The organism is Butyrivibrio sp. AE3006 (genome assembly GCF_000424165.1).
Classification (GTDB): domain Bacteria; phylum Bacillota; class Clostridia; order Lachnospirales; family Lachnospiraceae; genus Butyrivibrio.
In genome coordinates, this window is record NZ_AUJJ01000013.1 from 14,457 (window position 1) to 35,477 (window position 21,021).

The 21,021-nt window shown below is 43.1% G+C and carries 13 protein-coding genes and 1 pseudogene; 3 read left to right on the forward strand and 11 right to left on the reverse strand.

Annotated features, from left to right (window positions below; genetic code table 11):
* Nucleotides 1–15: 15 nt before the first annotated feature.
* The 3 genes from G603_RS0108725 to G603_RS0108735 form a co-directional block, all read right to left on the reverse strand.
* Nucleotides 16–2,466, reverse strand: a complete 2,451-nt coding sequence (locus tag G603_RS0108725) for a glycoside hydrolase family 2 TIM barrel-domain containing protein (protein WP_026669982.1) — start codon at nt 2,464–2,466, stop codon at nt 16–18.
* Nucleotides 2,467–2,504: 38 nt separating this feature from the next.
* Nucleotides 2,505–5,282, reverse strand: coding sequence for a family 78 glycoside hydrolase catalytic domain (locus G603_RS0108730; protein WP_026669983.1), 2,778 nt, complete (start codon nt 5,280–5,282; stop codon nt 2,505–2,507).
* Between the two features lie 376 nt (nt 5,283–5,658).
* On the reverse strand, nt 5,659–7,071 hold the full coding sequence (locus tag G603_RS0108735; RefSeq protein ID WP_026669984.1) for a sensor domain-containing diguanylate cyclase: 1,413 nt from the start codon (nt 7,069–7,071) through the stop codon (nt 5,659–5,661).
* 189 nt (nt 7,072–7,260) lie between these two features.
* Here G603_RS0108735 and G603_RS0108740 point away from each other — a divergent pair, with 189 nt between their 5' ends.
* Nucleotides 7,261–8,184, forward strand: coding sequence for an ArsR/SmtB family transcription factor (locus G603_RS0108740; RefSeq protein ID WP_026669985.1), 924 nt, complete (start codon nt 7,261–7,263; stop codon nt 8,182–8,184).
* Between the two features lie 29 nt (nt 8,185–8,213).
* On the opposite strand, the pseudogene G603_RS0108745 reads toward G603_RS0108740, so the two are convergent.
* From G603_RS0108745 to G603_RS0108770, 6 genes and pseudogenes are all read right to left on the reverse strand, one after another.
* Nucleotides 8,214–8,453 (reverse strand): annotated as a pseudogene (locus G603_RS0108745) (diguanylate cyclase domain-containing protein); the annotation flags it as partial.
* 284 nt (nt 8,454–8,737) lie between these two features.
* Nucleotides 8,738–9,652: a carbohydrate ABC transporter permease gene (locus G603_RS0108750; RefSeq protein ID WP_196808058.1), complete on the reverse strand. Its 915-nt coding sequence runs from the start codon at nt 9,650–9,652 to the stop codon at nt 8,738–8,740.
* 13 nt (nt 9,653–9,665) lie between these two features.
* Nucleotides 9,666–10,583, reverse strand: coding sequence for a carbohydrate ABC transporter permease (locus G603_RS0108755; RefSeq protein WP_026523988.1), 918 nt, complete (start codon nt 10,581–10,583; stop codon nt 9,666–9,668).
* A 95-nt stretch (nt 10,584–10,678) separates the two neighbouring features.
* The gene (locus G603_RS0108760) at nt 10,679–12,208 is read right to left on the reverse strand and encodes an ABC transporter substrate-binding protein (protein WP_026669988.1); all 1,530 of its coding nucleotides are present in this window, start codon (nt 12,206–12,208) and stop codon (nt 10,679–10,681) included.
* Nucleotides 12,209–12,461: 253 nt separating this feature from the next.
* Nucleotides 12,462–14,186, reverse strand: a complete 1,725-nt coding sequence (locus G603_RS19775; protein WP_051207660.1) for a glycoside hydrolase family 43 protein — start codon at nt 14,184–14,186, stop codon at nt 12,462–12,464.
* Between the two features lie 12 nt (nt 14,187–14,198).
* Entirely contained in the window at nt 14,199–15,155 is a 957-nt protein-coding gene (locus tag G603_RS0108770; RefSeq protein WP_026669989.1) for a glycoside hydrolase family 43 protein, read from the reverse strand.
* A 325-nt stretch (nt 15,156–15,480) separates the two neighbouring features.
* Between G603_RS0108770 and G603_RS0108775 the strand changes: the two genes are divergently transcribed.
* Nucleotides 15,481–16,908 carry an APC family permease gene (locus G603_RS0108775; RefSeq protein WP_026669990.1) on the forward strand — a complete coding sequence of 476 codons (1,428 nt, stop codon included), beginning with the start codon at nt 15,481–15,483 and terminating at the stop codon, nt 16,906–16,908.
* A gap of 187 nt (nt 16,909–17,095) precedes the next feature.
* Entirely contained in the window at nt 17,096–18,811 is a 1,716-nt protein-coding gene (locus G603_RS0108780) for a leucine-rich repeat protein (protein ID WP_026669991.1), read from the forward strand.
* An 87-nt stretch (nt 18,812–18,898) separates the two neighbouring features.
* On the opposite strand, the gene G603_RS0108785 is transcribed toward G603_RS0108780, so the two are convergent.
* Both G603_RS0108785 and G603_RS0108790 read right to left on the reverse strand, forming a co-directional pair.
* Nucleotides 18,899–19,507: a UvrD-helicase domain-containing protein gene (locus tag G603_RS0108785; protein WP_026669992.1), complete on the reverse strand. Its 609-nt coding sequence runs from the start codon at nt 19,505–19,507 to the stop codon at nt 18,899–18,901.
* A 39-nt stretch (nt 19,508–19,546) separates the two neighbouring features.
* Nucleotides 19,547–20,590 (reverse strand): Fic family protein, encoded by a 1,044-nt coding sequence (locus G603_RS0108790; RefSeq protein WP_026669993.1) that lies wholly within the window; start codon nt 20,588–20,590, stop codon nt 19,547–19,549.
* Nucleotides 20,591–21,021: the final 431 nt, after the last annotated feature.

Genomic DNA, 21,021 nt, shown 5'->3' on the forward strand with positions numbered 1-21,021 from the left:
CCCGGATTCCCATTTTTATAGTATGAGCTCACCTGTAAGTCCAGACTTTGAAGAGACCTTTACACTGATCTCTTTGTCAGCCTCATCTTCAAGAAGGATTATCTGTGCCCTTCCAAGGAAAGAGTCCGTTACCTTTTCATCATAGTTATGGGAGGGTTTGTGATCTCCGCTTCCAAACCCGAGAACCTCAGCGCCCTCACAGGTAACTGTCAGTTCCTCATCTGCATTTTGGACAAGCTCTCCGCTTTCATCTTCAAGAAGCACGTTCAGGTATATCAGCTTTCCATTGTCGCAAATGGGCTTTAATGTCTCTCCTGCGAAAAAGCTCTCGTCTTCTCTTACTATCGCGAGTTTTGCTGCTTCTTTTGTTGTTTTAAGAGTATTTCTGCCAATCTCTTTTCCGTTCTCATAGCATACGGCTGTGAGCTCACCGGGTTCATATTCCGTCTCGAAAACTGTTATGTAGCCTGCGGCCTCGCCTGATTTCTTTCTTCCAAGAGATTCACCGTTTCTTAATAGTTCCACTTCATCTCCTGCAGCATAGACTTCAACGATGACAGGTTTATTCTCAAATCCCGGATAAGTCCAGGAAGGGATACTGTCACTTATAACCCATGCGGTTTTTATTACTTCCTCACCGTAATGAGAAGGGCTCTGAACCGTAATATAGGGATCTTTTCTAAGACCGAATACAGCCTCCCTGAAATAGGATGCAGGTCTTCTGTAGCCTGTTATGTCAAAATCACCGCAATATGCCAGCTGGCAGGGGAACTGGGCTCCAAAGCCGCCCTCTCCGAATTTATAGGCCGGAATTCCGACTCCGGCTTCTCCTATATAATCCCATCCTGTCCAGGTAAAATCACCGATGACGTGATGATACTTTTTGATTTCTGCCCAGTTTCTTGCGATTTCCGGAGGATAGGTCTCACTTCCGACTATCACTCTGTCGGGATATTCCTTCCCGTCCGGCTCATATCTGGCTGTCATATAGTTGTAGCCAGCAACGTCCAAAGATGCAGTGGCAGCATCAAGTGTTTCCGATATGGCCCTGTGCTTCACTATTTCGTCCATGAAATCATGCATCACACTCATAAAGTCATTGACGTTTCCATCAACTTTTCCATCCTTTTTGAGGTCTGACATAATCTCAGGAATGCGATCGCTTGCTGCAAAAATGCCGTTAATTCCTGCTGTGGTATATCTTGTGTCATCAAGTTCATGGAAAAGAGAGCTTATCTCGTAAGCTGTGCGCGAGCCGTGCTCAAGACCTATTTCAGGTATCTCATTGCCTATGGAGTAAAGAATAACACAAGGGTGGTTGTAATCCTTTTTTACCATAAGCTCAAGGTCATGTCTCCACGAATCATCAAAGCTCATTCCGTAATCGTACTGGCCCTTGCCGTGATTCCACATATCGGTGAGCTCATCCATAACATAGATGCCAAGTTCATCGCAGGCTCTAAGCATAGCAGGAGACATGGGATGGTGTGACATTCTGATGGCATTAAAGCCCGCTTTTTTCATAAGATATACCCGGCGATACTCAGCCATCTCATAGGTCGCAGCGCCGATTATACCGTTGTCATGGTGTATGCATGCTCCTCTGAGCTTCACCTCTTTGCCGTTTACACGAAGGCCGCGCTTTGAATCAAGGGAGATGATTCTGATACCGAATGCGCCTTCTTCGCGGTCAATCTCCTTTCCCTGACGGTCAGAAATTGTCATTTCGTAGCGATACATAGCCGGAGATTCATCACTCCAGAGCTTCGGCTTCATCACGGTTATTCTGCGACTCACATCTCTCTTTTCACCGGTCATGAATGTCATAGTAGCAGTGTCTGATGCTACTGCACGTCCATCCGGATCGTATATTTTTGTGGTTATAAATATTTTCTCTCTTAAGGACCTTCCGTTTACGATACTGCTTCTGACATTGATGACTGCCTCATCCTCATCCGCATTTTCTGTGCGGATCTTCACACCGTCAGGTTTTATGCACAGTTTTTCAGAAGTCAGAAGATATACGTCACGATAGATTCCGCCGCCCGAATACCACCTGCTGTTGGGCATATCCCCGTTATGGACCTGAACCCGGATCTCATTTGTTCCTTCCTTCAGAAAATCACTGATATCCACGTTAAAGGTGGTGTAGCCACTGTGCTCTTTTCCTGCAAATTCCCCGTTAACAAAAACGAATGCATCCTTATAGACTCCTTCAAATTGGAGGATAACATTCTCTCCTGTCTCCGCCGGAGAGTAATTAAGCTCTTTCACATAAGTGTAGTAGTCCCCGTCGCGGTAGCCTGTCATTCCGCTGTTTGGGCTTTCTTTATGAGCCTTCTCATGAATCATGGCATCATGGGGAAGTGTCACGTCCTGCGCGTCCTCCGGCACGCTCCAGATAAGAGCGAATGCATCCCCGCCCTTCCAGAATTTCCAGTTATCGTTAAAAAGCTGTTTTTTCATTTGTTCACTCTCTTTCCTGTATTGTTATTATCTGTCATTCACAGTGCAGTAACTTCCTCCAGCTCTGCCACTGCTTTTTTAAGTCCCTCAGGGTCAATCGGCAAAAATCCCATATGGGAAAGCTCTCTGAAGGTATTGCATGCTGTCTCAGGGTCATGCATCATTCCCGCAAGGGGCGGAACATACTTTTTGAGAATGTTCTTAGCATCTGCATTACCTGCAAGTCTTGAAAGTCTGCAATCCCATCCAAAGGGCTTCCTGTAATCTCTGTCAGGTGTGTAGGTAATATCATACACTCCGCTTTCAAGCTCCTTTACCGGTTCGGATGAATTCCCCGGAAGATGAAGAGTTGCATGGGTTCCGAAGGGGATCTCCACATGGAGGCTGATATCTCCATCATCACGAATCTTCCACTCGCATACAATCTTTCCTCTGACACTGTTGTAGGAAGCATTAAGGAACTTTAGTCTCACGTCCGGATGCGGATCTATAATTATCTCTCTGTATCCCGCGGTTTTAGGTCTTATTCCCGCAGCATAAGCGTACATGAATTCCTCGACAGAACCGTAGGAATAATGATTTAGCGAGTTCATGCCTGTAGGAGATATTGTGCCGTCCTCAAGGACAGAGTTCCATCTCTCCCAGATGGTAGTTGCTCCAAGATTCACCTCGTAGAGCCATCCCGGGAAGCTCTCGTTAAAGAGAAAATCATAGGCAATGTCTGACATATCATTCTCACCAAGAACGGTGCACATCATGGTAGCTCCGACAAAGCCTCCCTTGATCTTGTACATATCCTTTTTAAATCTGGCTTTAAGCTGCGATATGAGCTTCTCCCTGTCTTTGCAGATGCCAAACTTAAGTGCCACAAGAATCCCCGTCTGTGAATCCATTGCAAGACGTCCGTTGGGGGTGAAATACTCATTTAAAATTGCCTCACGGATTTTTTCGGCATGGGCTCTGTATTTCATCTCATCCTGCTCATACCCCAGTATTTTCGCCGCATCAGCCACTATGACCGCAGATCTGTAATCATACACAGTACTTAGATATGCATCCTCTGTGCTGCCCTTGAAGCTGGTTTCAGTAGCCCCGTCCAGTGCAAGCCAGTCACCGAATGTGAAGGAGAAATCATTGATGTATTTTCTTTCACCCCTCTTTGCATCCTCTCTGTCTATATAATCAACCCAGTCCTTCATCATCGGATAGGCTGATCTCAAGAATTCCTTATCCCCATAGGCATTGTAGAGATTCCAGGGTTCAATTGTACCCACATCTCCCCATATAGGACCTGCATCCTTCTTATGGCCTATATTAGGCACATAATTGGGGATTGCACCGTCTATAAGCTCCTGTTCATCCCTCAGGTCTTTGTTGAACTTTCTGAAAAAAGCAAGGGTATCAGTGTGGTAGGTTGCGGTTGCAGAGAATACCTGCGCATCGCCTGTCCAGCCCAGCCTCTCATTTCTCTGGGGACAGTCGGTCGGCATGTCTATAAAATTGGAATACAGGCCCCACAAAGTGTTTTCATAGAGTCTGTTTATCTTTGCATTGCCTGTCTCAATAAACCCGGTTCTTTCTACATCAGAGCACAATACTTTTCCGGTAAAATCTTTGGTGCTAATCTCTCCCGGCCACCCTGAGACTTTCATATATCTGAATCCGAAGAAGGTGAAATGTGCTCTTACCGTCTCCTTCTCTCCCCCGGAGACATAAACGTATTCAGATTTTGCCTCTCTGTAATTATCATTGTAGAAATTGCCCTTCTGGAGGATTTCACCGAAGTTAAGTACAATTCTTGTGCCCTTGGGGAAATCGGCCTTAAATTCGACGAATCCTGCAAAATTTTGGCCAAAATCCACCACACTCTCCCCGGCGGGTGTGGCAATAACTTCTTTTGCATTTATCTCTTCTCTGACAACTACGGGGATGGAGAGTCTGTCCCTGAGGTTCTTTTTTACAAGGTTAGCGGTGCCCTTGTCATCCTGAGGTTCTGAAATAACCGACACACTCTTCCATTCGTTTTCTTTTCCATCCCATAGTGTTCTGTTTAATACTTCACCGTCATATATACCTGTATCCTCAAAATCAGAGCCCCTGTATTCCCAGGAACCGTCAGTTTTTATCAGTTCACTTCCGGTTTCATACTCAATGTGAAGCTCAGCGATGGCTGCCATCTGATTCCCGAAGTTTTCTTTTGTCCCTTCAAGGCCAAAGGTTCCCATATACCATCCCTTTGCCAGATATATTTCCAAGGCATTCTCTCTGCCGCCCTGCAGGTAGTTTTCTACAGGAAAAGTAATGATCTGAATCCCTTTTTCATAATTGGTCACATAAGGAGTAAGATACTCATCCCCCACCTTCTCACCATTTAGGTATGCCTCAAACAGGCCTACACCGCAGATATAGAGTCTGGCACGTTTTACATCCTTCTCCGTGGTGAAGGTCTTGCGAAGTATGGGATGAAGGTCACCCTTCCCTGCTGTTATCCAGTCCGCAACCCATTCATCTTCCATTTTACCTGTCTCAAAAAAGGACATTCCTGTCGCCTCATCTCCCATATCTCCCTTGACATAGGCGCGGAAGAAATAACGGCTTCTTGGCTTTAATTCGATATTTATAGCTGTCCCTATAGGGCTGGCATTATCTTCTGTGAAAATGATATCATCAAAATTCTCGTCCTGCGCTACCTCCAGCCTGCATATATCCGCCTTGTGAGATTTAGTATCCGTGATCTTAAAGGTCGCAGTAAGGTATTCTGTAAGGTATCCTATGGGCTCTTTTACCCCATTTATTTTCATCTCTTTAATCAGCATGTTCAGTCCTTTCCGGAATTAGTTCCTATACATTTTGCGGTATCTGTCACCATGACAGGTACACGCACCTCTTATCATACTCTTATCACTTAATGGTACATAAAAACCACTCCTGCTTTCCATAGGTGCTTTTCAGTAAAACCCGACATTTTTTAAGCTGGTTTATCTCATATATTCATTTGAAAATATCAAAAACCATTTTCAAACTATAAAAAAGGAACCTCAGCATCGTGAAGCTCCTTAAAACTCATTTCAATTCAGTTGTGTTGCCATCTGTGACAAATCCCATACATGCGCACACGTTTCCCATGTGGGCTTTACGGCACTCTTGTCCGTTATGTTGGCGTTTATGCTGCCGCCTGCATCCATCGTGACATCACTGCCTTACCTTTTTCGAAGCTACCTTGTCTTTATACATAGCCTCATCTGCCCGCTTAAATACGTCATTCATCGTCTTATCGGTTGTAGCATCAAATATTGAAACACCGATAGCTGCCGAATAGCGATCCCACGGCTCTCTCTTCGAATCATCTGCAGATTTGGCAAAAGCGTCTTTAAGAGCCTTTATAAGCTTTTCTCTGTCGTCGTAGTCACGATTTTCAAGCAAAACTACAAACTCATCACCGCCAACTCTGAAAACAGGCGAATGATCGAAAATTATACATATCTGGTGGCAGGATCCGAAAATATACTCGTTTCCATGCTCATGACCGTAGGTATCATTGATCATCTTCAGACAGTTAAGATCCACCATAACTATGCCAAACCGGGCTGTGCCATTTTCTATATCATTATTCACACGAGACTCAATCTTGTCATACCACGCCTTGTTTTTTACATGGGTAAGAGCATCCTGATAGGCCACTATATCCATGTGGCTTACCTTGGTCCTCATTACCTGAACCTGACCCTCGGCATCGAGAATATTCTTCGCATAGAGCTGCATGTCATTTGACATCTGATTAACTGCGTTAGCCAGAGATTCAACCTCGTTATGGGAGTGAATATGCGGATCATCATAGCTAAGAAGCTCCGGATTCTTCTGCTCATGACTCCTCATGGCAAAGGAAACCACGCTCTTTTCAAGCTGACCGATAGGCTCTGTAACATTGTGATTCATCCACACGATAAATATGATCATGAAAAGAATACCTAGCGTAACAATCAGAATAATATTAATAATTGTGTAGGTCTGGATTGCTCTCTCCACGTCCTCAACACCAATATCAACACAAAGAAGAGCATAATGCTCGCCCTTACTGTTTATAAGCGGCATTGTGGCTGTATATTCATATCCCCAGGTGGAAAAGTTCTTAAAATATGAGATTGTATCCCTCTGTAACGCATCATTGTATGTGATGATATCCTTTTCCTCATATACATCATCTAATATGAGACCCAAATAATACCCGTCGGGATCTGTTGCCCTGCCTTCAGCCGTATCGGCAGAGAAAATATTCATAACAGTGATAGGATCCCTATCCATAATAGGGCGCACAATATAAAGAAAATCGATTTCAAAGTCTTCCATTATGGAATCCATGAAAGTCATCATCTCTTTAAATTTTTCAGACTCTACACTGGTTTCCACACATACAGACAGATCCTCAACATCAATATTACTGTACACATAATTGAGGATATCCGTCATACGCCTGTCATAAGACTCATAAATGGAAGTATTAAAGGTGCGATATGTCATAACGCTGAGGACAAGGCATAGTAAGGTTATGAATCCGAGAATAAAGAGAAATATGCTTCTTTTCAAAGGTTTTTTTCTAAAACCCATAGAATACCTCTAAGATAAGAAAACATAGAATCTACATCATGTACCACTATAAGTTTATCATAACCGACTATTCTTTCGTTAATAAACAAATTCTTAAACGTTCATTATATGATTATGTAATGGACGCAAAAGACCCTATGTGTTATTATATTAATGTTAAATATTTTACATTTATGTAAAGGAGTTATCATGCTTCACATTAAATCCCTGTCAGAAGGCCTGGATCTTTTTAAGGCTCTTGGGTCTGATGTACGAATTGAGATTATCAAGATATTACTTGAAGATAACGGCATGAACATGAACGAGCTTGCCAGTCGCCTGAACATCACTAACGGCGCTCTTACAAGCCATATCCGCAAGCTTGAAGAATGCGGCATGATTACTGTCAGCAACGAGACAAACGGCCACGGTAATCAGAAAATATGCTCTGTGCACGTTGATAAGATTCTTATAGATATTCAGGATGAGACTAAGGATGAAAACATCTATACTGCAGACATAAAGGTTGGCCAGTTCTCTGACTACCAGGTCTATCCTACCTGCGGTCTCGCCTCCTCCACAAGACTCATTGGAGAGGTAGATGACACCCGTTATTTTTCACATCCCGATCGCTACGATGCAGATATACTCTGGTTTACCAAGGGTTACGTGGAATACGTGGTTCCCAACTTCATTCCCTTCAACCAGAAAATTGACGAGATATGCATCTCCGCTGAGCTCTCAAGCGAGGCCCCCGGAGTTAACAATGTATGGCCCTCAGACATTCACTTTTATCTAAACAATGAATTTCTCGGCACATGGGTTTCACCCGGCGATTTCGGCGATGTAAAGGGCATTTTCACCCCTGATTGGTGGTTCCCCAACTGGAATCAGTACGGTCTTCTGAAAATGCTTGTAATCAACCACCGCGGAACCTTCATCGATGGCCTTCAGATCTCTGATACCACAATCGACCAGTTCCAGCTTACCAGCAAGAGCAGCATCAAATTCAAGATGGCTGTTCCCGAGGATGCAGCCCACGTTGGCGGCCTTACAATCTTTGGCAAGACCTTCGGCAATTACAGCCAGGACATAAATGTTAAGATATCATACAGCCCTATAGAGCAGGGATGATGAGGTTAAAAAGGATCCGGGCTTCCGGCTCACAGGTCCGAAGTCACCTGATCTTTACCATTATTCTTTGACATATACATAAGTTCATCAACGCGAGTGATTGTCTGTATGACATCCTCGCCTTTATGATGTGCTGTTATTCCAACACTGATAGTGATAGCTCCTTTCGTGGATTGATTATTCTTCACATGGGATGCTATGTTTTCCGCCACTTCTTTCACTTCCGAAGGTTTATACCCTTTCACAAATAGCATGAATTCCTCTCCGCCCCAGCGCCCTGCTGATGACTCAAAGTATCCTTCGCTGGTCCTTCACGCATTGCTACTGTCACTATTGCTAACGGAAAATTCTTTTAAGTTCATTTCTTTTCATCTATAAATCTCCTTGTCACTGTTTTATTACGGGGAAAATATTGTTTTTCACGATACCCACGTAATTCAAAACAGCAACTGTAAAAAACTAAAAAGGTATTTGCACATTTACCTTTATAACGTAGAAAAAGGCCGTGCATCCGGAAAGATGCACGGCCTATCGTATTTATACTATCAATTTTTTATTTAATTCCACTAATAGCAATAGACTCGATGATGACTCTCTGGAACAGGAAGAACAGTACCAGAGTAGGCAGCATTGCTATAACTGAAGCCGCCATGATCAGCGCGTAGTCACTCTGAATCGCATAGTAATGGTTGAAGGAACGGATAACCACCTGCAGTGTCCACTGCTTCTCACTTCTGAGGAAGATTGTGGGTGCAAGATAATCGTTCCAGATTCCCATGAACCACAGCATCAGCTGAGTTCCAAGGGCGCCCTTCATAAGTGGCAGGAAAATCTTGTAGTAGATTCCAAAATAGTTACATCCGTCGATTTTGGCTGCATCCATCAGCTCTGACGGAATGCTGTACAGGTTCTGTCTAAGGAAAAAGATCATACCTACATTACCGAAGCATCCCGGAATGATCAGCGGAGCCAGTGAATCGGTCCAGCCGAGCTTTGTGAAAAGCACGTACTGAGGGATCATAACTACCGCAAAGGGAATCATGATTGTGGCAAGAAGCGCCAGGAAAAGCGCATTTTTACCTCTAAAGTTCATCTTTGCAAAAGCAAAGGCTGCAAGAGATGAAGTGAATCCGCCGATGAGCAGAACCGGGATCTCGACGGTAACTGTGTTGATGATACCGCTGATAAACTGACCCTTACTCAATACCTGGCTGTATTTTCCAATAAGAATCGGGTTCGGGAAAAGTGTTAATGTACCCGAAAGTATCTGATTTTTGGTCATAAAAGATGTTGCCACCATATAAACAAGCGGGAACACCATTGTTATCGCAAATAAGAAAAGCAGTATAAAAATTATTATATTAACAGTTTTCTCCTTAGAGGACATGACACGGTCTGTCTGGTAATCTTTTGAACTGGCTTTTTTACTCTTATTTGGACTTGTTTTTGAGCTTAACGCTAATTCCATGTGCCATACCTCCTTAATCTATAGTCTTAACCCATTTATCCTGACCCCAGAAATTGATGGCCGTGATAATGAATATGATAATCGCAAGAATAACTGCTACTGCACTGCCGTAGCCGAGCTGTCCGTTGGTGAATGCCTTCTCATACAGGTAGAATACAACGGTAGCTGCGCTGTAGTTTGGTCCGCCGGAGGGTGTCATAACCTGAACCTCTACGAATACCTGGAAACCACCGATGAGTGATGTGATCAGGATATAGAATGTAACAGGTGAAAGCAGAGGAAGCGTGATATTTCTGAACTTCTGCCAGCTTCCGGCACCATCGATCATGGCTGCCTCGTAGTAGTCGCGAGGAATGTTCTGAAGACCTGCCAAATACAGGATTATTGTACCTCCAAGGCCCTTCCAGACCATAAAAATAATAAGTGATATTTTAACCATAACCTCGTCGCCAAGCCAGTTAGGTCCGTGCAATCCGGTCAATGCCTTGTAGATTCCGTTAAGTAAACCGTAGTCATAGTTGAAAACCCATGCCCACAGAATTGAAACCGCAACAAGGGATGAAACAACCGGTACATAGTACATGGTTGTAAGTAATCTTTTACCGGGGATTTTTCTGTTAAGTCCCATGGCTACAAGTATTCCAAGGATCATACCTATCGGAATACCTATCATATAAATAATTGTGGTACCCATTGCCTTCCAGAACTTTACATCATTTATGATCTTGATGTAGTTCCTAAGTCCGACAATATTGCCCCATAACGAGTTAATACCTGTCCATTTGCTTGTGCTGGCAATAAGAGCAAATACAATGGGATAAGCCATGAAAAGCATGAATCCCACAAACGGAGCGGCTATGAAAAGCCATGCCCATCTTTCTTCTCTCTTTGCCATCGCAGACATATGGGTCTTTACTTTTTTAGATGACATACTCAATTCCTTCCTATTGAAGTCCTGCTATTAAATGGAGTCCCTCCGCGTTGCGAAAGGACTCCGCTAATAATTACTTTATAACGCCTGGCAGCTTAGTTTGTAGCTGAGTTCTGAAGCTCAATTGCCTCATCAAGAGCTTCCTGCATCTCAGGCTCTACCTGCTGTAAGAAATCTTCTACAGAGATGTCGCCGTTCTTGATGTTGAATACACCTGACCAGAAAGGTGTCCACCACTCTGCGTTGTAGGTGTAGTCAAACTCCTGAAGAGCTGCTGCATAGTGATCGTTTCCATCAAAGTATCCGAAGATAACATCTACATTTGAAGCATAAGGAACTTTGCCACTGTTTACAGCATCCTTGAACTCGCCATATGCAAGATCTGTGATGTTAGGAAGCTGAATTGACTCACCTGTGGAGATACCTGAAACAGCTTTCTGTCCATTTTCATCTGTTGAAAGCTTAGTGATAAGTGCTGCTGCAAGATCAGGATTCTCAGATGTTGCAGATACACAGTAACCAACTGAACCCATCCATGTGTGTGATCTTCCGTCACCAGAAGGTCCTACAGGCCATCCGCAGAGGTTCCACTTGTAAGGGAATGTAGCTTCATCCATGAATGCTGCAACGTCCCATGTACCACATGCATAGAAAGCAACCTGACCATCAAGCCATCTCTGATATCCGCCAAGAGCTGTATCCTGCTCAACTGAAGGTGTAAGACCGTTCTTTGTAAGGTCTGTGTAGAATGTAAGAGCTTCCTTGAGCTGCTCGTTGTTTGCTACGTTAACCTTTGTCATATCATCGTTAAGGAACTTAACACCATTGGAATAAAGGAAAGGAGTCATGCCCCACTGATCAGCGTTAGCAACGCCCCACTGATCGATCTCGCCGTCGCCATCCTTATCGATTGTAAGAGCCTTACAAACCTCAACGAACTCGTCGTATGTATAAGGCTTCTCAGGATCGGGATAATCAAGGCCTGCTGCATCGAAAAGATCCTGGTTGTAAGCAAATGCGAAGCAGGAAAGATCCTTAGGAAGTGCATAGAGCGAACCTGATCCGATGTTCTTTCCGTCGTATCTGTAAATCTCCTGTGTTGTTCCCCAAACGCTGCCGATTGTATCAGCATCTACATAATCGTCAAGAGGAAGAACATATCCGTTATCTACATAAGAGCGAACTGCTGCAGGTCCTACATAGAATACATCAGGCATATCGTTTGCCGTCATGTTTGCGATCATCTTCTGGTTGTACTCATCCTGAGTAGTTACTTCGAAAACAACCTCTTTGATCTCATCCTTGTGCTCATCTACGAATTCTTTTACGAGATCCTCGTAGATCTTCTTCTCATGCTCCTGCATGTAAAGGAATACATGAAGCTCTTTGTCACCGTTACCTGTAAGTGAATCTGTTGAAGAACCATCTGTTGTCTCTGCTGCATCAGCTGTCTCTTCGGTAGCTTCTGCTGTTTCTTCTGTAGCCTCACCTGCATCTTCTGTTGCTGCTTCTTCAGCAGGAGCTTCAGCTTCGCCGGCTTCTTCAACAGTTGTTGTAGCACAACCTGTCAGGGTACTGATACCCATGACTGTTGCCATTGCCATACCCATAAATTTCTTTTTCATGTCAAATCCTCCTAAAAAAGTTGTCAAAGTGATTAACTTATATAGCAATTTTAACCAAGGTATTTTACATCGTCAATAATTATTTTAGATTTTTGTAAAGCATTTTACATTTTTGTCGATTTTAATAAAAACTTAAAATACTTTTTGTGTAATTAAACAAAAGTTATCAATTATTGCTGCATAGTATTTACAAATTGCTTTTTCTGTGTTCTCCATCGCGTTAAAGCGATATAAAACAGTGCCTATTTACCTGTTATTTAAGGTACTTTACAGCCCAGATCGTCTCATTATTGCTGCCCTTGGCTGAAATACACAGGGTTTTGTTGCCTGCTTCATCTGTCATGGAAAATGCGCAGCCATCATAATTCTGACCATCAATTGTGAGCGTAACGAATGATGTACCTTCCTTAAGCTCATAGCTGCCGCTAAGGCTCTCTTCGCCCTCAGCTGATGTGATTTTTCCGCCACTGAAGCTGCATTTTACAGGCTTATTTACTATATTATTCACAGCAAGGCCGTGATTTAACACATAAAAAGTACCCTCAAGAGAAGTCGCGCCTACGCCTTCAGCCCCGTCAGCACCGGATACTTCAGAAACCTCACCACTTCCACTTATTGAAGTGATACTCTCATCTCCCGTGTACTCAAAAGGTGCTGCCGTAAACCAACCATCCTCTGTCATGAGAAGCTTGTGGACTCTGGGCTCATGAAATTCCTGGCCATCATCGAATCTCTGATGATATACGATGTAGTAATCTCCCGCTTCATCCTGGAAAATCGACTGTCCACCGGGAGCCATGTATGTCACGGAAAGGCTTGGAAGCGTATAATTTCCCATCATTTTAAGACCATAATTCATGTAGTCTTCTTCATCGCCAAGTCTGTTGCCTGCCGCATCCACGTAAGGGCCTGTGGGATTTTCGCTTCTAAACTGCCTTATCTGATAACCGCCGTCACTGGTAAGCCCGCCGTATGACAGGAATAGATAGTAATAACCTGTCTCTTTGGAATAGGTCAGATAGGGACCTTCTATAGCATGATGTCCGCCGCCAACCAGCCTGTAACCGTAGTAGGGATCCGGTGCATCCTCTGTGCCTGCCTTAGCCTCTTCGATAGGATGAATAGGCTTTCCTGTTGCCGGATCAAGCTCAAGCAGGAAAATTCCGCCGGACCAGGATCCGTATACCATCCACATTTTGCCATCTTCATCAGTGAAAACAGCAGGATCTATGCAGTTGGGCCACTTTTCATTGTCATATCCGCCGTATTTAAGATATTCTGACAAATCCGCATCCTGCCCCAGTACATCTTTAATATCCGTCTCATCCACATGCGAACCGGTAAATCCGGAATACAGGATAGTATCTGTATATGAATACTTTCCGCCGGGCTCATCCGCCACAGCCATACACAGATTCGACTTAATATAAGAAGAAGTGGTACAAAAATACATCACGTACTTCTGCATGGTCTCATTGTAAAAAGTGTTGGCAGCCCACACAGAATAGCCGCCCTCCTCGTTTTTACCTACAAAATCAAAAGCGGGGAGACTTCCTGAAAACAGGTTGTCAAATACGTTGTTGCCATTTCCGATATAGCTCCAGTCCTTGAGATCATCGGATTTTGCCAGTACCTGATGGCTTCCTGTCATGTAGTAGGTGCCATCAGCCAGGATTACCTGCGGATCATGGCAACAAACAGCATTTTTATAAACGCCCTTTTTTATCTCATCTGCGCTAAGTTCATCTGCTCCCATGGATTCCTCCTGTTCTGCGAGTTCTTCGGATTGGGCATCTTCTGCGCCTGAATTTTTCATGCTATCTGCCTCATTGCCTGTTCCTTCTGCATCATCAATGCCGGAAACCTTCTCTCCGGTTTCGGCAGATGAACATCCGGAAGCCATTCCATATAAGCCGATAGCTGTTCCAATACAGGCAGCCGTCATAAAAGCCCTTTTTATTTTATTTTTATTTACCATTACCGATCATCCTCATCTGCACTTGAAAACAGGATATCCTCTGTCGTCATACTGAATCTTCATGAGCATTGCGTGACGATTGGGGTTGTAAAGCGGATCTCCTACAATCTCTGTCTCAGTTCTTGCATGATAGACCATGATGTCCTGACCATTCTCATCTACAGTAAAAGAGTTGTGTCCGGGGCCGTAAACCACAGCCTCTGCGTCACTGGCAAGCACGGGATATCTCTCCTTGCTCCAGGATCTAGGATCAAGAAGATCTGCATTCTCATCAGCTGTGAGCATTCCAACGCAATAGGCGATTCCTGTCTCACTTGCTGAATATGTCATGAAAATCTTGCCGTTTCTCTTAAGGATTGCAGGTCCCTCATTTACCCAAAAACCAACTCTTTCCCAGTCATAATCGGGAGTTGTGAGAAGTACCTGTACTGTTTTCAGTTCATAAGGGCTCTTCATCTCTGCTATATAAAGGTTGGAAATCTGCTTACCTACGCCAACCTTCTCAGCCCAGATGTAGTACCATTTTCCATTGTTCTCAAAAACTGTGGCATCCAGGGAAAATGCTCTAAATGAGAATTCATCATCCTCTGAGCACTTCATTTTGCCCTTTTCAATCCAGCTGTCTGCTATGGGGTCTTCGCCCTGACACTCGATAACATAAGGACGGATCTTCCACTTATCCTCTGCTTCGCCCCCTGCAAAATAGATGTACCACTTACCCATCACATAATGCAGCTCTGGTGCCCAGATGTGGTCGCCCATAACTCCGGTGTCATGCTTTCTCCAGATTACATGCTCCTCTGCGTCAGCAAGGCCTGCCACTGTATCTGAATGTCTAAGAACGATCCTGTCATATTCAGGAACGGATGCCGTAAAATAGTAAGATCCATCCGGCGCTTTTACCACGTAGGGATCGGCGCGCTGCAGAATCCACGGCTCGTTATATTTAAGTTCTTTTTCTTTATCCATAAATCTGCTCCATATTTAATTTTCATATTCACTCTATAGTTCAGCTCATAAGTTAATCACGAAAAATCACCGGTTTCATAAGTTAATCACACTTTACAGTTCCATAAGTCAATCACTGTTTTTCATTGTTACCTGTTAAAATCACCAATATTCAATTTTATATTATGCTGAACTATTTTATATTTATCTAAATTATATACACAATGATTACAATTTTCAACCATTTGATATTTGGAAATTTAGGGTGTAATATAGATAAGTTGTCCCAAAAACGAATCTATTTTTGGAAGGAATTGAAGAATTAGTATTTAGGAGGTATTAAAAAATGGATTCAAAACGCATGAAATGGACCACTTTGGCATTCATGGCATTCTCAACCGTTTGGGGATTCGGTAATGTACTCAATGGTTTCGTCTATTTCAATGGTATTCAGGTTATTTTCAGCTGGATACTCATGTTCGCACTTTATTTTGTGCCCTACGCACTGATGGTTGGTGAACTTGGTTCAGCCTTCAAGACATCAGGCGGCGGTGTAAGCTCATGGATTCGCAGCACAACCGGTCCCAAGCTTGCTTATTACGCAGGTTGGACTTACTGGGCTTGCCACATCACTTACATCGCTTCTAAGTCATCAGGTGGCCTTAAGGCTCTTAGTTGGGCTGTTTTCAGGAATGGTGAGACCTACGACACATTCCCTACACTTGCAGTACAGCTTGTTACTCTTGCTATCCTGCTCTTCTTCTGCTGGGTTGCTTCAAAGGGTCTTAATCCCCTTAAGAAACTGGCTACACTTGCAGGAACAAGTATGTTTGTAATGTCCATTCTCTACATCATCATGATGTTCGCTGCACCTGCAATCAACCCTCAGGGCGGCTTCGTATCAATGGACTTCAGCATGAAGAACCTCATCCCTCAGTTTGATGTTAAGTACTTCACATCTCTGTCCATCCTTGTATTCGCAGTTGGTGGATGTGAGAAGATCTCTCCTTATGTAAATAAGGTTGAGAACCCTAGCAAAGGCTTCCCCAAATCAATGATAACACTTGCTATCATGGTTGTAGTCTGCGCTTTCCTTGGCACAATCGCTATGGGTATGATGTTTGATCCCGCAGAGATCAACGCTTCAACAGAGAGCTTCAACTCTTACAACTCAAACGGAAGCTACTGGGCATTCCAGAAGCTCGGTAACTACTACCACATCGGTGACAGCCTTCTGATCATCTACGCTGTATGTAACATGATCGGTCAGCTTTCAACACTTGTTATCAGTATCGATGCACCTCTTCGTATGCTTCTCGACAACGAGGACGCAAGAGCTTACATCCCTTCTGGTCTTCTTAAAAAGAACGAATCCGGTGCTTACATTAACGGAATTAAGATGGTTGCTATATTATCCGGTTCAATCATCCTCATCCAGTCATTCGTACCCGGTGCTGCAGCAGTTCTTAAGCAGCTCACCAAGCTCAACTCTGTATGCATGCCTCTTCGTTACCTGTGGGTATTCTTTGCTTACATGGCTCTTCGTAAGGCAGGCGAGAAGTTCCAGCCCGAGTATCGTTTTGTGAAAAACCAGGGCCTTGCTCTGTTCTTCGGTGGTTGGTGCTTCCTTGTAACAGCAGCAAGCTGCATACTTGGTATGTATGATACAGATCCTTTCACTTTTGCACTTAACGTAATAACTCCTCTTGTTCTCACAGGTCTTGGCGTTATTCTTCCTATCATTGCCAAAAATGAAAAGGGTTCAAAAGCATAAAGCATAATATTCAGCTATATGAAGGCGGCATTCCATATGGGATGTCGCCTTTTTGCTGTCTGCGCCCTTCTTTTTTATCCCTTTCATTAATCTGGAAAATCTTCTTTTTTATCGAAATCCCGATAGAAATTTCCCGAAGCAAATAGTAAAATATAGATACAATTATTAGAAAAAATGGAGGTTAGACATGAAGAAGTTATGTAACACCTTTCGCAGAATAAGTACCTTCATTCTCGCGATCGTATTGTTTGTGACCATCCTGCCCGTAGCGGCCATTGGCACAAATTCTATCACGGCAGCTGCCGCAACTGACAATGTCAGAAGCAAGCTCAATGAAAACGAGCAGAAAATCTATGATGCGTATGTATATCTGGATTCTAAGATCATGGGCTTTGGCTCAGAGATCACCGCTTCCAACATGAAGGATTACGGCACTTCCAATTTCTTTACTATGTACTCTGGCGCAGAGTCCAAGAAAAAATACTCTGATGCGGATCTTAAATATGCTAGACGCGCCTACATCTACTCTAATCCTTTAGAGCTTGACGGCGCTATGGCTCAGATCAAGTTCCTGTATGTGAAGAACAAATCCGGCCAGTATAGCTGCTTTGCGTATCTTCAGAGAACTGATGAGGATGAGTACTCCTATCAGCGCAAGAGACTGAAAAACGCCATCAAGAGAATCAAGAAGAACTTTGATGAGGACGATTCTGATTTTGATAATGAAGTAAAAATAGCAACCTACATACTTAACAACGTTACTTACAACAACATCAAAATCGACAGCTACGACCTTAGAAACACAGCTTACGGTGCACTTGTATGGCACAAAGCATCCTCACAGGGCTATGCTGCAGCCTTCTCTCTTCTGCTTGACGAGCTCGATATCGACAACAACATTCTGTTTAATGCAACAAAATGCTGGAATCAGGTAAAAATCGGAAGCAACAGATATGAGACCGACCTTGTAAACTGCGACAAAACAAAGGTCAACTTCGTAAACTCAAGATTCAATATCTCTTCAAAGGAAATGAAGAGCGATGGCTTAACCAGAGTCGACTATTGTCAGGAATTCAATAGTTCTTCCGGTACAGCAAAAAGCACAAGAAGTAAGCTTAAGAAATATAACCTCGGCCAGCTGGGCAATGCGGCAAATCTGGGCGTTGCAGTCCTTAACTCAGATAATACCGTTACTCGTACAACACTGACTCAGGATGAGCAGACTGTAAATATCGTTCCTGTATTTAAGTACAACAACGAGCTTAAGAACCTTAGCGGCATACTTAAGTCAGCTACAATCGCTCCTGACGATAACAGTGCATTTACATGGACCGAGTGGTCAAAGAGCACACCATACTTCACTCTCACCAAGAACGGCAAGGGCACAAGCAGAGCTTTGACCATTACTCTTGTTTATAAAAAGAGCACAGATCTTGATGAGACCACAGTAAACTACAGCGTTACATTAAATGACATTCCAAAAGACACAAAGAACTATAAGTACAAGGTTACAGGTACAAACACCGTTACACTTGTAAAATGCACCAAGACAAACATTAAGAACGCTGTAATCCCTTCAACAGTTACAATCGACGGAAAAGTATACAATGTAACCAAAATCGAGAAAAATGCTTTCAAGAAGTGCAAGAAGCTGGAATCCGTAACAATCGGTTGTTATGTTAAAGAGATAGGCGCAGAGGCCTTCTCCGGTAAGACCAAGCTCGTTTATGTTGAAACTCTTGGCAATAAGATCAACAAGGTTGGCAAGAACGCATTTAAGTCCGCAGATAATGGTACAATGTTCCTTCTTAGATCTACCGGCAAGTCAAAGTACAACAAGCTGGTTAAAAAGATTAAGAAGGCCGGCGGAAAGTTCTCTGCATTCAAGATGAGAACATCTTAATTTCTGATTCAATTACGTAATAATTTAGGTCGGCGGTCAATGACCGCCGACCTTTTATATTACAGTGCATACCATTCAGGCATGGTTTTATACTAACCTATGGAATGTGGACGCTTCGATTTTTGCTCCTGTTTCTTTGTTTATTCTTTCTCTCATTTCTATAGCTGATGCATTGGTAAAAGACAGGACAAGAATATCTTCAGGCTTACATTCTCCGCTCTTTAAAAGATACTTTATCTTTCCTACAATCGTAGTCGTTTTTCCCGTTCCGGCACCGGCAATAACAAGATGGTTAGCCATTGGTTTTACTATGCACTTCATCTGCTGATCATCCAACGTCCTACCTTCAACATCGCCAATAAGGCCACGTGCCTTACTGATGAGACTGGTAGCAACTACATCATTGTGCGCAGCTATCCTTTCGTCCAGGTTCACCATGAACTGTTCTATCACCTTCTTCCTGGAAGTTACCTTTGGATTTGAAACACGAAAAGCAAATGGGATTTCTTTTATCCGGGATAAAATGTCTTCCTGATCCGCTTTGACCAAATTAATAAAATCTGTATCCAGGAAATTCTCATTCCCTGATAATACCCTATCTGCTGAGTTTATAAAAACATCCGCTTTATCACAGATTTCATTACAGATAGCTTTGTTATATTCAATTTTCCTGCTAAGCCCATCAATTATTCCCATTTTTACACTCTTAGTTTTAGGCGCATCAGGCGCTGCACACTACCTTTTCTTCATATATCTGGCATCCCTGTAAGTACCTATCTTTTCAATCTTTTCATCTTTAAGCATCTTACTAAGGACCAGCTCTATTGTCTTCACACTTACATCAGGAAGCTTTTCCTTAATGTCTGCCTTTGAAACAGGAGCTATTGCCCCCATCAGAACAGCCTCTATACGCTCAGACTTCTTTGCTTTTTTGAGTGAAATATCCATAAAAGACTCATCAAGATCCTTAAAGCACCTGTACAGTATCTGCAGGAAATTCACAATAAAGCTCATATAATCATTCTTGTTTTCATGCCATCCTGTAGATGACTGTTCAAGAGCTGCATAATAACTGTCTTTATACTTATTTATCTGATTCTCGACAGAGATGTATTTCCCTATATCGTATCCTGCAATGTACAGCATAAGTACTGTCAGAAGCCTTGACACTCTGCCATTGCCATCAAGGAATGGATGGATGCACAAAAAATCCACAATAAAACATGGAATCAGAAACAATACAGGTATCTCCATGTCCTGTCTTGCATCATAGTATGCCAAAAGAAGCTGCTCTATTGCTGTCTCTGTCTCACCGGCCTTCACTGGCGTAAACCTTATACGTCTGCTCCCATCTGGCAGATACTCCATGATCAGGTTATCCCTGGATTTAAAAGTACCTGCTTCAGTCGGATTTACAGACTCTTCCATCATCCTGTGAAACATGAGAATCACATCCCTAGACACATCAAGGTTTTCATGCTCTGTGTGTATGAGGTTCAGTGCGTCCTTATATCCAGAGATTTCCTTCTCATCATGGGTAATAGGTGCAGCCCCCGCAACCAGATCCCTTATCCTTTCTTCAGTAGTCACAATGCCTTCTATCTCATTACTACCTTTTACAGACTCTATAATTGCCTTTTTTCTGAGCTCATCAAATGCCTTTTCATACTGAAGCTTTCTAATCTGATTCCTTGCATTAAGGTCAGATATTATACTTACTGTTCCAACTATATTCCCTGGAATCTCTTTCTTCAAAAAAGAATAATCAAATTTCCTCATATTCATCTCCCTGTATTTACTACCTAAAATTTATCATTTATTAGGTAGTAAATCAAGAAACTAATTAAACAAGGGATGTCGCTTTAGATGATTGAATCATCTGGGCGAGATCCCTTGTTAAGTCCTTACGCGAAGGTTTGACTTTTTCAGGCTCTGAAGGGCGCTCCGCGGCGATTTCAGTTGTTTTCAAGTCTGTTTCGCCGCGCGAGTTATCGGATTTTCATTTTATTTTGAACGATGCTAGGAGCATCACGGCGATATCCGCTATTTTTAGGACAATTTCGCCGCGGTGGCTATCGGATTTTCGTTTTTCTTTGAACGATGTAATGAAGCTGCGCGGCGATTTCACCAGTTTTCAAGGCCATTCCGCCGCGTTGGGCCTCTGAACCCCATATTTATTCTCAGCCCCCATCTTCTTCATTCTCTGACCC

Excerpts from the sequence above, each read along its gene's own strand:
- G603_RS0108755 (WP_026523988.1), bottom strand. The coding sequence starts at position 10,583 with ATGTCATCTAAAAAAGTAAAGACCCATATGTCTGCGATGGCAAAGAGA.
- G603_RS0108770 (WP_026669989.1), bottom strand. The coding sequence starts at position 15,155 with ATGGATAAAGAAAAAGAACTTAAATATAACGAGCCGTGGATTCTGCAG.
- G603_RS0108760 (WP_026669988.1), bottom strand. The coding sequence starts at position 12,208 with ATGAAAAAGAAATTTATGGGTATGGCAATGGCAACAGTCATGGGTATC.
- G603_RS0108790 (WP_026669993.1), bottom strand. The coding sequence starts at position 20,590 with ATGAGGAAATTTGATTATTCTTTTTTGAAGAAAGAGATTCCAGGGAAT.
- G603_RS19775 (WP_051207660.1), bottom strand. The coding sequence starts at position 14,186 with ATGGTAAATAAAAATAAAATAAAAAGGGCTTTTATGACGGCTGCCTGT.
- G603_RS0108725 (WP_026669982.1), bottom strand. The coding sequence starts at position 2,466 with ATGAAAAAACAGCTTTTTAACGATAACTGGAAATTCTGGAAGGGCGGG.
- G603_RS0108735 (WP_026669984.1), bottom strand. The coding sequence starts at position 7,071 with ATGGGTTTTAGAAAAAAACCTTTGAAAAGAAGCATATTTCTCTTTATT.
- G603_RS0108775 (WP_026669990.1), top strand. The coding sequence starts at position 15,481 with ATGGATTCAAAACGCATGAAATGGACCACTTTGGCATTCATGGCATTC.
- G603_RS0108730 (WP_026669983.1), bottom strand. The coding sequence starts at position 5,282 with ATGCTGATTAAAGAGATGAAAATAAATGGGGTAAAAGAGCCCATAGGA.
- G603_RS0108750 (WP_196808058.1), bottom strand. The coding sequence starts at position 9,652 with ATGGAATTAGCGTTAAGCTCAAAAACAAGTCCAAATAAGAGTAAAAAA.
- G603_RS0108740 (WP_026669985.1), top strand. The coding sequence starts at position 7,261 with ATGCTTCACATTAAATCCCTGTCAGAAGGCCTGGATCTTTTTAAGGCT.
- G603_RS0108785 (WP_026669992.1), bottom strand. The coding sequence starts at position 19,507 with ATGGGAATAATTGATGGGCTTAGCAGGAAAATTGAATATAACAAAGCT.
- G603_RS0108780 (WP_026669991.1), top strand. The coding sequence starts at position 17,096 with ATGAAGAAGTTATGTAACACCTTTCGCAGAATAAGTACCTTCATTCTC.